We start from the raw sequence: 12,717 nt of genomic DNA, 5'->3' as shown, positions 1-12,717 counted from the left end.
TCCGTACCGTGTCATGCCCCGTTCGCCCTCCTGCGCGGCGGGGTTCCCGGGGTCCGCGCCCCGGGGCGACGCCGTGAGGGTGCCGCCGCGGCCTGCGTACCCGGAGCGGCCCCGCGGGCTCTGAGGCCGCGGGCGTGGAGCCGGTGGCCGGGTGGCACGGTCGCGGGGGCCGTGCCGGGCGCCGTACCGGAGACCGGTGCGGGAGCCGGGGCGGAGCCTCGGGCCATCGCGGCGGGTCCGAGCCGCTGTTCGGCCTGGCCTATTCGGTTCTGGAAACGGGTGGCGGCGCTGCTCCCCTGGTGGTGGTCCGCGCGCATCCGAGCACGCAACTGGAGCGGGGGCATCGGACGGCTCCGCAGATCCCGAAGCTCCGTGGAACGCCGGTCGAGATCGGCCAGGTATTCCGTGCGCGCCGCGCCGATCTCCTGCCGGGCGGCGGAGGCGCGTGTCCGGGCCTCCCGGTTGTTCTGGTCTCGCCCGGCACGGGCCCGACCGACCTCGGCGTCACCGGCCGCGCGGGCCCGGCCCACGAGGGCGTTCCCCCGGCGCTCGGCCAGGTCGACACGCCGGTCCCGGGCCTGCTCGGCGGCACGTACGCGCACGGCCGCCCGCGCTGGGGAGAGGGTGCGCGCCTCGAAGCGCGCACGCCGAACGCCCGCCTCTCCGGTTCGGCGCGCCTGGTCGGTGAGCCGGTCGGCACGGCGGCGGGCCGTCTCGACCCGGTCGGCACGGCGCCGCACCGCGTCCCGGACCGAGGCGTCGCCGTTCTCGCGGACGCGGACGACGTCGGCCTCCACTCGGCCCAGTGCCGCCGCGACCGTGCCCTCCGTCCTGCTCCGCTCCGTCTCGATCTCCTGGAGCCGCGCCCTGATCTGCCGGCGTTGCAGCGGACGCACCCTCCTGATCGACCAGCGCAGCGCGAGGAAGGAGAACCGCGCCAGCCGGAACAGCGCCTCTGCCAAGGCCTTGAGTATCGATCCCAGTGCTTCCCTCACCCAGGCGGTGAGCTTTCCCAACGCCCCGAGCGCGGCGACGGTCTCCGGGGCGACCTGGCCGCCGCCGCCCGGGAGCGGCGGCGGTGCCGGGACGCCCCCGCCCGGCCGGGGGGCCAACCCGGCGACCGCGTCCCGTGCCGGGGAGGAGGCCCCACGACGGTCCCTCCGGTCGTGCGGGGGCGGGTTCTCCGGCGACTGCGACGGCGACTGCGACGGCGACTGCGACGTGTCGGTTTCGGCCATGTCCTACTCCTTCTCCGCGACGGCCGCACCGCTACGGCGCCCGCCGTAGCGCTTGCGGGCACCTCCGGTGATGAGCGCCTCGGCCGCCTTGATCTCGGCGGATATCAGGGGGGCGCGGCGGTCCCGGTACCAGGGGAGCATCCGCAGGATGGTCGGTTTGGCGGCGGTGGCGAAGAGCAGGCAGTCGCCCTTGTCGATCCGGCGGATGTCCGAGCCCTGGAGGATCTCCTGCCGCCGCAGCTGCACCGAGTGGTTGCCCTTGCCCTCGCCGTAGCTGAACGACGTGGTGGACACGTCGTGCTGGCCGACGAGCTTGGACAGGGCGTCCACGATCTTGTGGTCGTCGAGTCCGGCGCCGAACACCTTGACCGTGGCGGCGGACCACATCGCCTCCATGCCGTTCTCCGTCCACACCCGAACGCCCTGGCGGTGGCTCTGGAGGATGGTGACCGGCACGATGCCCCGCGACCCCAGGTGGGAGTACATGTCGGGCAGGTCGGCGATCTTGCAGATGTTCGCGGCCTCGTCCAGGACCGCCACCAGCGGCGGGTCCAGGCGTCCGCCCTGCGCCTCGGAGGCCTGTTCACCGGCGAGGAAGATGGCGTCCGTGAGCGCCGCGATGAGGGGGGCGGAGGCCGCCCGGGACTTGCTGAGCAGGTGCAGGGTCTGCCGGGTGGTGACGAAGGAGCGCGGTTCGAACTCCGGGAAGGGATCGCCCTCCTGGGGTGTCACCCACAGCATGATCTCGGGGTCGTCCAGACAGCGGGCGGCGGTGCGCGCGGTGGTGTAGATGCCGTCGCGGGTCTCCGCGACGATGTTCTGCGTCTCGCGCAGGGCCTCCGCGTAGGCGGTGAACCCGTGGTCGAACAGTACGTCCACCGGCTGCGGGAGCTTGGTGTCGTGGAGCCACTCGCCGACCTCCCGCAGCGACCGGCCGTCCAGTGCGGCGGCGAGGATGAGCTGGGAGAGCAGGGCGCGGGCGGCCGGTCCCCACATGTCCTTCTTGGAGTCGTCGTCGATGGTGAGGACGAAGTGCCCGGCGAGCCGGTAGGCGTCCTCGACGCCGCGGACCTCCGCCAGCGGGTTCCACCAGAACTCCTGTTCCTGGTGGGTGATGTGCTGGGGGTCGAACAACCACACGCGTTCGCCCGTGGTCCGCTGCCGGATCGTCGCCGTGGCCGACCAGACGTCGGCCTTGTTGCTGGTGGCCAGCGCGGCTCCGGGCGCGTCCAGGACGTAGGGGATGGCCATGGCGGTGGTCTTGCCCGCTCGGGGTGCCATGAAGGCGAGGACGGTGTCCTCCCACGAGGCGAACAGGCGCTTGCCGACCCGGTCGCCGTCGAGGCGGACGTCCCCGAGCGCCAGCCCCACGTCGGCGTCCTGGAGCGACCGCCCCCGGGATCCGCCGAGGGAGCGCCGCCGCAGACGGACGGCCTTGTCGGCGGCTTCGGGACGGGTCAGCTCCGAGACGGTGTCGTTGTCCTTGTTCAGGGCGGTGACCGCGTCCGCCTGCCCGTACAGGGCGTCGCGCAGGCGGCGCAGGAGCCACCACAGCGCCGTGGCCGCCACGGCGGCCAGGACGGTGAACACCAGGACGACCGGGAGCGAGGGCACGCCCGGCCACACCTGCGCCGTGTCCCACATCAGGAGCGAGAAGGCCCAGAGGGGACCGAAGGGGGGCACCGTCCCGCCCAGCACCGACGCCACGATGCGGGCGGCCAGCCAGAACAGGAAGAACAGGGCGACCACGCCCCAGAGCGCGACCAACACCAGCAGGGGCGGCGCTCCCGCTGCCGCCGCCCCGCCCTTCACCTGGTACTTCGGACGTTCACGGGCCACGGTTCACTCCCTCCGGATCGCCTGGTCGGTGTCGTACAGGAAGAGTTCGTCGCGGGTGAGCGTCATCTGCACCGGGATGCCCAACCGTTCCGCACCCGTCTTGATCAGGTACTTGCCGCGTCCCGGGTGGCGGGCTCCCGGCTGCCAGGAGTCGGGGGAGGACCAGGAGGAGACCAGGCCCTGCTCGGGCGCGGTCATCGGGGTGATGCGGTTGACCGCCGCGAGTTCGCGCGGCGGCAGGCCCGCCAGGACGGTGATGGCGGAGCGGTCCACGAACCCGCGCGCCTTGGCCCGGTCCTCCTCGGTGGCGAGGGCCTCCAGGTCGTTGAGGGAGTGCGTCACCATGACCGAGGCCATGCCCTTGGAGCGGTTGAGCCGGGTCAGGGAGTCGGCGAACTCCACCAGGCCGGGCGCGCCGCGCAGCGCCCGCCACAGCTCGTCCATCACCCCGATGTAGGAGCGGCGCCGGATGACGCCGTGCTCGGCGAGCACCGCGGCCGCGTCCACCATGCCGAAGCCGTAGCTCCACGTGCAGAGCATGGCGGCGGTGAGGAGCTTGTCCCCGGCGGCGCCCACCCGGGAGATGTCGACGCTGATCCCCGGCGCCTCCAGGTCGAGCGGGGTGGTGGTCTCGGCGTCGAAGACCCCCGCCAGGGAACCCGTGCACAGCAGGCGGAGGGTGAAGACGAGGTCGTCGACGCGCTTGTCGTACTGGTCCCGGGTGTCGGCGCGGGCGAACGACCGCAACGAGTCGGGGCCCTCCTCCACGACGTTGAGCACGTCGATGACGGTGGGCTGGCGCCGTCCGGCGAGCCGCTCGTCCAGCAGGTCGATCGCCGCGCCGAGGACGACCTCCTCGGCGTTGGCGATCCGCCCCTCCCGGACCAGGGTGCACAGGGCCATGAGCAGGGAGATCCGGCGCGAGCGCACCTCCCAGCGCAACTTCTCCCGCTCCAGTTCGCTGAGTCGTCCCATGACCGTGCCCAGAGGGCCGGCGTCGAGCGGGTTGATCCGGTCCAGGCCCCGGCCGATGCGCACGACCTGGCCCCCGAGGTGGGCGATGAGGTCGCTGTAGTCGGGTTTGGTGTCGCCCAGGATGATCGCCTGGGAGCCGAACGCCACGGCGCCGGTGACCAGCCGCTTGACGAACGTCGACTTGCCCGTGCCCGGCTGGCCCAGGACGAAGCACCCGGGGTTGGTGATCAGCCCCGCGCGCAGCCACGCCATCGGGTCCAGGCAGACGACCTCTCCCGAGAGCAGGTCGCGGCCGATCGGGGTGCCGATCGCGGGCGGCTTGCTGCTGGTGACGAACGGGAACAGCCCGCACGCCTGCGCGGTGGTGGCCTGGTACTCGACGACGTTGGGGACGTTGGGCGAGGCCCCGCCGCCCCGGTGCCGCCAGCCGAGCAGGGGGGCGACGACCTCGCGCTCCCGCTCCGCCGAACGGTCCGGGACGGCCGCCTCCTCCTGCCGCTTGCGCTTGAGCCTCTTGCGCTCCTCCCGCTGCTGGCGGCGTTCCTGCGCCCGGCTCTGTCGGTCCACGATCGCCATCGGTCTCCTCCTAACCCATACCGCGCTGGACGAGGAACGGCGGGCACACGCCGAGGGGCAGCGTGGTGGCGAACGCGACGTCCTGGCTGCCCCAGGCCCGGCGCAGCCGGATCCGGGAGGTCTCGGCCGCCGACTCCGTGTGCGCGATCGCCTGCTGCATCCTCTGCTCGTCGTCGACGGTGGCCGTCGTGTACAGGCTCACCTGCACCAGCCCCGCGCCGCGCGTCTCCTCCTGGGCCGCCTGCCGGGCGTAGGCCAGGTCCTGCCGGTCCCGGGCGCTCACCCGGTGCCGGACCCGGAAGGACAGTTCGCTCTTGTACTGGGCGGCGGCGTTCTGCGCCTCCAGGGCCCGTGCCGCCGCGGCCGCCGGCCAGGGGCGGAACAGCAGGGTGGTGCGCTTGACCCAGCGGGTCGGCGAGAGCAGTTCGGCGAGCACCGTACTGGTGACGTGGGTGCGCGGCGCCTCCTGCCAGATCCAGGAGACGCTCGTGCCGCTGTCGTGGGTGTAGCGGTCGTGATGGGCCTCGGCCTCGACCGGGGTGGCGTCCGTCCAGTCGACGCTGCCGATGGTCTCGGGGGTCCGCTGCAACAGGGAGCTGAGGTCGTTGAGCGCCGTCGGGTCGTAGGCCGAGCGCACCATGGCGACGAGCTGCTCGGGGGTGGCCCGGCCCAGGACCGAGACACCCGAGCCGGCCAGGGAGGTCTCGATCTGGTTGAGGTACCCGTTGATCTCCACCGCGGCCTGCATGCGGTCCTTGGGTGCGGTCGGGAACCTGCGCGGGTCGTAGGTGATGCTGACGCGGGTCTCCACCTGGGCGCTGACGGTGGGCGCGTTGACGACGAGGTCGTGCATGATCTTGCGGGCGGCCTCGGGGGAGGCCGGGTCGATCTCCGCCTCGACCCGGTGGCGCAGCGTACTGCCCGGATCGGGCCGGGACTCGACCGTCACCGTGACCCACTGGACCCACGGCATGTAGCCGAGGGAGGCCAGCCACTGGTGCCAGCCCGCGACCCAGGTGTCGACGTCGGAGGGCTCGGCGAGCCACACCGAGTTGGACGACACCAGGACCGTCGCGGTCATGTGGCCCAGGCGCCGGTTCCAGGCCAGCCCGAACCGGCCCCCCTTGCCGTCCTCGCAGGAGAGGAGGGTGACGGGGGCCAGGACGCCGGGAAGCTGGAAGGCGCGCGGGTGCTCCACCATGACGCCGGCGCGGTAGCGGGTGTGCCCGAGGACCTTCGCCCACCACCAGCGCAGGCGGGTGAGCAGGAAGGCCAGCAGGGACTCACCCCGCACGGGCACGGCCGCCAGGACGAACGCCACGGCCATGACGGGCAGCATGTACATGGCCAGACGCGGCGCGAACAGGCCGGACAGCATCAGGATGATGAGACCTGCGAAGAGGACGAGGGTGGCGGTGAGACCGAGCCCGAAGAGCCCGATGCTGCGGCGCTTGCGCCACCCCCCGTACGTGCGAACCACTCAGCCCACCCCTCCGCCGACCCCGTCGGGCATCTCGGCGCTCCCAGATCCTCGGGGCCCCTCTGGGGCCCCGTTCTCTCCCGATCCCCCGGTCCCCCCTGTCGAGGAGGTCCCCCCGGTCTCCGGGATCGCCCCGTCGGAGGTGGTCCCCCCGTAGGAGTCGCCGCCTCCGGACGAAGACCCGCCGACGGCCCCGGGTGCGGACCCGCCACCGTCGTCGGCGCCGGTGGCACCGGTCGCCGAGGTGTGGGTCTGTTCCGAACCGGAGACCGTGGAGTCGACCGCTCCCGACGCTCCGGAGGCGGTCGATCCGGACCCGTCGGAGCCCGTGGAGTCCGACGCTCCGGAGGCGGTCGATCCGGACCCGTCGGAGCCCGTGGAGTCCGACGCCCCGGAGGCGGTCGACCCGGACCCGTCGGAGCCCGTGGAGTCCGACGCCCCGGAGGCGGTCGGGTCCCCGCCGCCGGTACCGCCGAGGGTTCCGGGTCCGCCCCCGGGGCCACCGCTCGCATCGCCCGCCCCCGAACCCTGCGTTCCGAGGGCGTCCCGATCGGCGGCACCGCTCGGTGGTCCTCCCTGGGCACCGCCGCCGTCTCCCTCGCCGAGGTTCCGTGACAAGGTGGCGGCGCGTTCGTTGGCACCGGCCGCGGACTGGGAGGAGGGAAAGCCCTGGGTGCCGCCGCCGGCCCCCTCGGACATACCGCCGCCACCACCCGAGGACCCATCGTTCCCACCACCGCCGCCGGTATCACCACCACCGCCGCCGCCACCGCCCAACAGGGAACCGGCGCCGCCGGTGGCGAGCGCCATCATCCACAGGGCCGGGGAGCTCATCAGCTTCATCAGCACGGGCAGCGCACCCGTCGCGAGGAGCATGACCGCCGCGCCCATGAGATAGCGGGGCAGGTCCTCGGTGGCCGAGGTATCGGTTCCGAGGATGACCAGCCCCGCCAGGTAGATCATCAACAGGAACGGTTTGTAGAGCAGGCACGCGAAGAGCCAGCCGATGATCTTCGAGAACATCTGCACGCCGGGGATCATGGTGCTGGCCGCGGCCAGCGGCAGCAGGCAGGCGATCAGGTAGACGACGGCTTCGAGCAGGGAGAGGACGATCATCTGCGTGGTGAGACCGATCATCACCGCCAGGCCGATGAGGAGGGTGACCGCCTGCCGGGCGGGCTCGTTGCCCTCGAAGCCGAGGTCTCCGAGATCGGAGCCCACCCGGATGATGCTGGGATAGACCTCGCGTGCCGTGTACAGGAAGTTGCGCTGCATCCCGTCGTGCCGAAAGGTCACGCTCTCGGTGACCATCCAGGTCAGCCCGTTGCCGAAGTTGACGAAGGCGTACACCAGGGCGAGGCCGCCGAAGGTGGCGACGATGACGGTCAGCAGACCGCGGATCAGGTCCATCATCGGGTCGATCCTGCGGGTCCAGAGCAAACGGATGGCGGCCAGCAGGATGCCCAGTGTCGCCAGGAAGAGGACCAGGGGACTGAAGATGTTCTGTAGGTGCAGAACACCTTGGTCGACGGTGGCGACAGGGCTGGTGGGGCCCGCGTATTCGCCGCGCACCGGTAGGGGTCCTCCACTGTGGATCATGAGACCGAACAGGCGATCGATGACGCCCTGTAGGCCTTCGCTGACCCACTTCTCCAGCGCGTTGCCCTGCATGCCCTCACCTCCTTGGAAGTCGTGGACCGACGCGGCTCGGGTGTCGCTCCGATCGGGTTCTCATCGCTCTGGGCCCGTGGCCGGCCCGGCCGTTGTCACAGGGGCGCTCCGCCCGGGTCACCGCCGCGTCCCGCGCGGACATCAGCACGACTCGACCCTTTTCTCCTCCTCCTCGTCGTCCTCGTCGTCCTCGTCGCCGGAACCGGCGTCGTGTTCCCGTGCGCTCTGTGCGTCGATCATGCAGGAGAAGATCTCTCCGAGGTCCCTCTGCGTCTCGTGCCGGGATCCCTGGAGCAGGGCCGCGGCCACCGCGGCACCCGCGATGAGGAGGACGACCCCGAGGACGACCCAGGGGAGTTCGGCCATACCTCGTGCCGCGATCCAGGGATCGCCCGTGAAGTTCGCGTGGATCATGCGGCCGGCGATGATGATGAGGGCGAGCACACCGAGGAGCGCGCCGAGACCGATCAGGTAACCGAGGACCTCGTTGCCGGAGCGCTCGAAGGACTGCATGGCCGACATGACCGGGTCCGCCTCTGCGGCCATCGCCGAAATCGGACCCCCGATCGGTCCGCTCATACGCCGACCAGGGTGGTCACGATGGGAATGGCGACCAGCATCAGGGAGATCCCCATGATGGTCCAGATGACACCGCTGACGCCCTCGGCCGCCGCCTCGGAGCGGCCGAGCCTGCCGGCCACCATCTTTCCGGCCGAGTAGAGGATGCCGAAGACCCCGATGACGACGACGACCCCTTGGGCCAGGTTGAGGAAGCGCCCGATGGGATCCCCGTCGGGATTCTGGCCGCTCATGCCTCCCCAGCCGGGCAGCCTCGGCTGCGGGTCCCAGGTGATCTCGGCCGGGAGAACCGCGGCCAGGTGGGCGGTGTCCGCGAGGACCGCGAGCGCACCCGCCATCAGCCGCCCCCCACCCCGGCGACGGCCCGGATGACGGGAACGGCGACGAGCATCAGGGAGATGCCCATGATGGTCCAGACCAGCCCGCCGACGCCGTCGGCGGCCAGGTCGGAGCGGCCGAACTTGCCGATGGCCATCTTCCCCGCGGCGAAGAGCACGCCGATGATGCCGATGACGACGATGACGCCCTGACCCCAGTTGATGGCCGTGCCGATCGGGTCGTCGCCGTCGTCGAAGTCGGGCAGTTTCGGGTCGGTCGTCCACCCGAAGTCCATGGGGACCATGGCCAGGTGCTGGGTGATCCCGGTCGCGGCCTGAAGGTATGCGTCCATGCTCATCCGTTCTCGTCAGCCCGCGGGGTGGGGCACGGGGGTCCCGGTCACCATCGTGATCCGCGCCAGGGCACGGGAGGCCTTCCTCGGCAGCGCCACCCTCGCCGCATCGGTCGCGTCGACGTAGCGCAGTCCCGGAACGAAGGGGAAGCGGATCATGCTCCCGACGCGCTCGCCGACCAGGCGCAGCCGCGCCGAGGACTCGGGGGGTTCGGGACCGGAACCGTCGGCCACGACCACCAAGGCCGCGGGGCGCAGCCCGTTGCGCTCCAGAACGTTGAGGACCTCCGCCAACCGCGCCGTCGCGGTGATGCCGTCCCGGGAGACGAGGATCAGGGGGCGGCCGAAGACGGCGATCAGGTCGCGCTCGGGCGTGTAGGACCCGAGGTCCCAGGGGGTGCCGAGCAGGGCGGCCAGGGTGGTCGTCCCCGCACCTCCGTGACAGCCGAGCACCACCGTTTCCCCGACGCGGTCGCCGGAGGCCACGGTGGAGGCGCCGCGCACGTCATCGGCGTCGATGGGTCGCCTCCTCATGTGATCTCCCCAGGTCGCTCGGTCCGCGATATCGGAGGGGCGGAATCCGACAAGATCGGAGAACGTCTCGCCACTCGATACTTCGCGATTCACAACGTCCGAAAACCGGAGTTCGCGGACAGGGGTAACGGACGGTGATGCTGCTGGGCCGGGGCGGGGGTCGCACAGCAGGCCATATATACCGCAATGCCACAAAACACCTCAAGTGACCAAAGTCACATTTGTTACTTTGCGCAATGACTTGTGTGAATCCCATGAAGGCGGCGCGAAAAAGGGACACGCCCCTCGTGGCCACCAAGAGGCATGAAATAACTCCGAAGTGTGATCAGACTTGGTCGATCACCACTCGGCACCAGGAGTTACACCCCGAACCCCTGACCCGCAAACAATGGAGCATTCAAGGGTTTATGCAAAAGTTACGGATTTTCACTCTGGGTCACCACATCCGGTCGCCTTAATCCATTGCCGTGCCGGGACGACCTCTGTATGGATGTACCGGATGTCCAGGAGCGGAACGGCGGGTCCAGCATGAGCGACTTCACCAGCGGCTCACGGGAGAAGGTGATCGTCATCGGGATCATCGCGACCCTGGTCGTCGCCCTCTTCCTCCTGTTCCGGCAGCTCGTGGGGGGCTCGGACACCGAGGAGCCGAGCACGGCCCCGGAGACCGCCATCGACGCCACAGGAGGGTCGGGAGAGGCCGTGGAGGACGTCATGGCACTCGTCCCCCACTCGGAGGAGGAGCTGAGGAGCGCCGCCGAGACCGCGCGGGACTTCGTCGCCGCCTACAGCGAGGTAAGGCCCGAGGAGACCGACGACGAACGCCTCTCCCGTCTCTCCCCGCTCATCGCCCAGGAGTTCTTCGGCACCGTCGAGGATCTCGTCCTCAACGCCCCCACCGGTGCGACCCCGCGCGACACTCCTTCGGAGCTGCGAGCATCGGCGAGGGTCACCGGCATCCGCCTCATCGCCCCCGATTCGGTGATCTTCGAGGTGGAGGTGCGCTTCCTGAGCGAGGCCGGTGACGACGGCGGCAACGATCCCGTGGCGTACGCGGTCACCATGGTCCCCGAAGAGGGCGGCTGGGGGGTCTACGCCTTCCAGGGCGCGGCCGTCGGCAACGAGGGCGAGGGGCGGCTCTGATGGCGGGTGTCCGAGGGATCGTCGGCGATCTGTGGAGACGCGCTCGTGACCTCCTCCTGCCCGAGGCCGGGCGGGACGGCGACCGGGGGTCGGTCACCGTACCCGAGGGAGGGGCCGCCGCCCGCGTGGGCGGCGGGGTGACCGCGCTCGCGGTCATGGGCGGCATCGCCTATGCCGCCACCATGTGCGGTCCCACCGGCGGTGTCTCGGCGAGCGACGTCGACGGAACCGGTTCCACGGGCGGCGTGGTCCAGGCCTCCGCCGTGTCACCGTCGTCGGGCGGCACGATCAAGATCAGCACGTACAAGGGGAATCCCGGAGAGACCATAGAGGTCGTGGTGGCCGTTCCCGAGAACATCCTGCGCATCCACCGCACCGCCGCCGACGCCTACGGCCTCCCCTGGGAGCTGATGGCCGCGATCGGCGCGATCGAGACCCACAACGGCCAATACGTCTCCAGTGATCCCACGTGGCACTCCGGCCTCGTCGAAGGGCAGCGCAACCCCTACGGGGCCGCGGGGATCGTCCAGTTCGGAGTCCAGGACCCGAACACCGGACAGGTCGGAGGACGGCTCGGCAGCGCCGGCAACGCCTGGGGTGGCAAGCCCAAGGAACGGGTCGAGGACCGCCGCTGGCACCACGAGGTCGGCGAGATGCCCGCGAACCCCCGGTACTTCGGCATCGACGGCAACAACGACGGGATCGTCAACGTCTGGGACCCGTGGGACAACATCACCTCCGGGGCGTTCCGGATCGCCTACTACGCCCGCCAGGCCGAGTCGCTCGGCTCGGGTGCGGTCTGCGGGCGGAGCGACCTGAGTGCCATGGAGTGCACGGTCTTCAAGCACAACCCCGCCAAGTGGTACGTCGACCAGGTGATGGCGGTGGCCCGTCACTACCAGAAATCGGGCATCGCCCCGACCTCGCCGTCGCTGAACATCGTCAACGCCTCCATGACCTCCTCGGGTTCGTCCCAGGACTGCGAGGAGCAGGGGGGCACCTCCCAGGCCGCGTTCCTGGGCAACGCGGGGCCCGCGCACCGGACCGCCGTGGAGTTCGCACGGGGCAAGATCGGGACCCCCTACGTGCTGGGGGCGACCGGGCCCAGTGCGTACGACTGCTCCAGCCTCGTGCAGGCGGCCTGGCGGGCGGCGGGTGTCCAGATACCCAGGACCACCTGGCCGCAATGGCTTCCGAACGATCCCGGCCATGTGTACACGGGCGCGACGACCGAGCGGATGGAAGTGGGCTCCCTGCTGGGGGGCACCACCGGGGAGGAGGCGCTGAACCGGTTGAAGGACACTCTGCAACCCGGTGACCTCCTCTTCTTCCACACCATCGCCTCCCAGCCGAGCCCTTCACACGTGGGCATGTACTCCGGAGGAGGGATGATGATCCACGCGCCGGGAACCGGGCGCCATGTCGAGGAGGTGCCCCTCTCCCCCGGCCGCCTGAGCACCTTCGTCGGCGCCCTGAGGATCAACCCGACCTCCTCCGGGGACCCCGACCGTTTCGACGCCTGAGAGCACGACACCCGGAGCACACCGGACTCCACGGAAAGGGATGATCCAGCATGGCCGTCTTCGTACCGTTCCTCGCCATGGCGGGAGGTACCGCCCTGCGGGCCGCCGGCAGCCGCGCCCTGGGCTTCCTCGGGACCCGGGGCGCGACCTGGCTCGCCGCCCGGGGCGGTTGGAAGGGCTTGGCCAAGGGGGTCGGCAAGGGCCTGCCCGGCTTCGCGGGCAATGCCTTCAAGTTCGCCGCCGGCGCGGCGGGCGCGGCCGCGGCCGCCGCGGGCACCGTGCTGGGCGCGGCCGGGGCCGCGCTCAGCGGTGCCACCGGACTGCTCGGCATGCTCGCGGGCGCCTTCGAGGGAGCGGCCTCGGGACAGAGTTACGGCATGTCCGGCCCGTCGTTACGGGGCAAGGGCAAAGCCGCCGGACCGCTCCACGCTTGACCCCGGCCCCGGCACATCCGTGCCGGGGCCGATACCCTCCCCTCCCCTTCCTCAC

General features: G+C 71.1%; 12 protein-coding genes. 3 read left to right on the top strand and 9 right to left on the bottom strand.

All coding sequences use genetic code 11. The features are described from left to right. Window positions 1-11 precede the first annotated feature (11 nt). The 9 genes from PWG71_RS17360 to PWG71_RS17320 form a co-directional block, all read right to left on the bottom strand. Complete coding sequence (locus PWG71_RS17360; protein WP_274810792.1) at window positions 12-1,238, bottom strand: hypothetical protein; 1,227 nt, start codon at window positions 1,236-1,238, stop codon at window positions 12-14. A 3-nt stretch (window positions 1,239-1,241) separates the two neighbouring features. Next, window positions 1,242-3,077 carry a type IV secretory system conjugative DNA transfer family protein gene (locus PWG71_RS17355; protein ID WP_274810791.1) on the bottom strand — a complete coding sequence of 612 codons (1,836 nt, stop codon included), beginning with the start codon at window positions 3,075-3,077 and terminating at the stop codon, window positions 1,242-1,244. 3 nt (window positions 3,078-3,080) lie between these two features. Then, a complete protein-coding gene (locus PWG71_RS17350) occupies window positions 3,081-4,628 on the bottom strand; it encodes a hypothetical protein (protein ID WP_274810790.1) in 1,548 nt (515 codons plus the stop codon). Window positions 4,629-4,638: 10 nt separating this feature from the next. Next, window positions 4,639-6,108, bottom strand: coding sequence for an SCO6880 family protein (locus PWG71_RS17345; RefSeq protein WP_274810789.1), 1,470 nt, complete (start codon window positions 6,106-6,108; stop codon window positions 4,639-4,641). Further along, entirely contained in the window at window positions 6,109-7,779 is a 1,671-nt protein-coding gene (locus tag PWG71_RS17340; protein WP_274810788.1) for a hypothetical protein, read from the bottom strand. A gap of 141 nt (window positions 7,780-7,920) precedes the next feature. Beyond that, a complete protein-coding gene (locus tag PWG71_RS17335; RefSeq protein ID WP_274810787.1) occupies window positions 7,921-8,325 on the bottom strand; it encodes a hypothetical protein in 405 nt (134 codons plus the stop codon). A 29-nt stretch (window positions 8,326-8,354) separates the two neighbouring features. Continuing rightward, on the bottom strand, window positions 8,355-8,696 hold the full coding sequence (locus PWG71_RS17330) for a hypothetical protein (protein WP_274810786.1): 342 nt from the start codon (window positions 8,694-8,696) through the stop codon (window positions 8,355-8,357). Then, the gene (locus tag PWG71_RS17325; protein ID WP_274810785.1) at window positions 8,696-9,034 is read right to left on the bottom strand and encodes a hypothetical protein; all 339 of its coding nucleotides are present in this window, start codon (window positions 9,032-9,034) and stop codon (window positions 8,696-8,698) included. Before PWG71_RS17325 ends, PWG71_RS17330 begins: the two co-directional genes overlap by 1 nt. 9 nt (window positions 9,035-9,043) lie before the next feature. Continuing rightward, a complete protein-coding gene (locus tag PWG71_RS17320; protein ID WP_274810784.1) occupies window positions 9,044-9,562 on the bottom strand; it encodes a hypothetical protein in 519 nt (172 codons plus the stop codon). A gap of 486 nt (window positions 9,563-10,048) precedes the next feature. Here PWG71_RS17320 and PWG71_RS17315 point away from each other — a divergent pair, with 486 nt between their 5' ends. Genes PWG71_RS17315 through PWG71_RS17305 form a run of 3 tightly spaced genes read left to right on the top strand, consistent with a single transcriptional unit; the run spans window position 10,049 to window position 12,662 of the window. Then, a complete protein-coding gene (locus PWG71_RS17315) occupies window positions 10,049-10,705 on the top strand; it encodes a hypothetical protein (protein WP_274810783.1) in 657 nt (218 codons plus the stop codon). Further along, entirely contained in the window at window positions 10,705-12,228 is a 1,524-nt protein-coding gene (locus tag PWG71_RS17310) for a C40 family peptidase (RefSeq protein ID WP_274810782.1), read from the top strand. Before PWG71_RS17315 ends, PWG71_RS17310 begins: the two co-directional genes overlap by 1 nt. Before the next feature lie 50 nt (window positions 12,229-12,278). Beyond that, complete coding sequence (locus PWG71_RS17305; protein WP_274810781.1) at window positions 12,279-12,662, top strand: hypothetical protein; 384 nt, start codon at window positions 12,279-12,281, stop codon at window positions 12,660-12,662. Window positions 12,663-12,717 lie beyond the last annotated feature (55 nt).

The sequence above is a fragment of the Nocardiopsis sp. N85 genome, from assembly GCF_028882275.1.
In the GTDB taxonomy this organism is placed as follows: domain Bacteria; phylum Actinomycetota; class Actinomycetes; order Streptosporangiales; family Streptosporangiaceae; genus Nocardiopsis; species Nocardiopsis lambiniae.
This window is presented reverse-complemented; position numbering and strand designations above follow the sequence as displayed.

Coding starts and splice junctions, on each gene's coding strand:
- PWG71_RS17360 (WP_274810792.1), bottom strand. CDS start 1,238: ATGGCCGAAACCGACACGTCGCAGTCGCCGTCGCAGTCGCCGTCGCAG.
- PWG71_RS17350 (WP_274810790.1), bottom strand. CDS start 4,628: ATGGCGATCGTGGACCGACAGAGCCGGGCGCAGGAACGCCGCCAGCAG.
- PWG71_RS17340 (WP_274810788.1), bottom strand. CDS start 7,779: ATGCAGGGCAACGCGCTGGAGAAGTGGGTCAGCGAAGGCCTACAGGGC.
- PWG71_RS17335 (WP_274810787.1), bottom strand. CDS start 8,325: ATGGCCGCAGAGGCGGACCCGGTCATGTCGGCCATGCAGTCCTTCGAG.
- PWG71_RS17330 (WP_274810786.1), bottom strand. CDS start 8,696: ATGGCGGGTGCGCTCGCGGTCCTCGCGGACACCGCCCACCTGGCCGCG.
- PWG71_RS17325 (WP_274810785.1), bottom strand. CDS start 9,034: ATGAGCATGGACGCATACCTTCAGGCCGCGACCGGGATCACCCAGCAC.
- PWG71_RS17320 (WP_274810784.1), bottom strand. CDS start 9,562: ATGAGGAGGCGACCCATCGACGCCGATGACGTGCGCGGCGCCTCCACC.
- PWG71_RS17315 (WP_274810783.1), top strand. CDS start 10,049: ATGGATGTACCGGATGTCCAGGAGCGGAACGGCGGGTCCAGCATGAGC.
- PWG71_RS17310 (WP_274810782.1), top strand. CDS start 10,705: ATGGCGGGTGTCCGAGGGATCGTCGGCGATCTGTGGAGACGCGCTCGT.
- PWG71_RS17305 (WP_274810781.1), top strand. CDS start 12,279: ATGGCCGTCTTCGTACCGTTCCTCGCCATGGCGGGAGGTACCGCCCTG.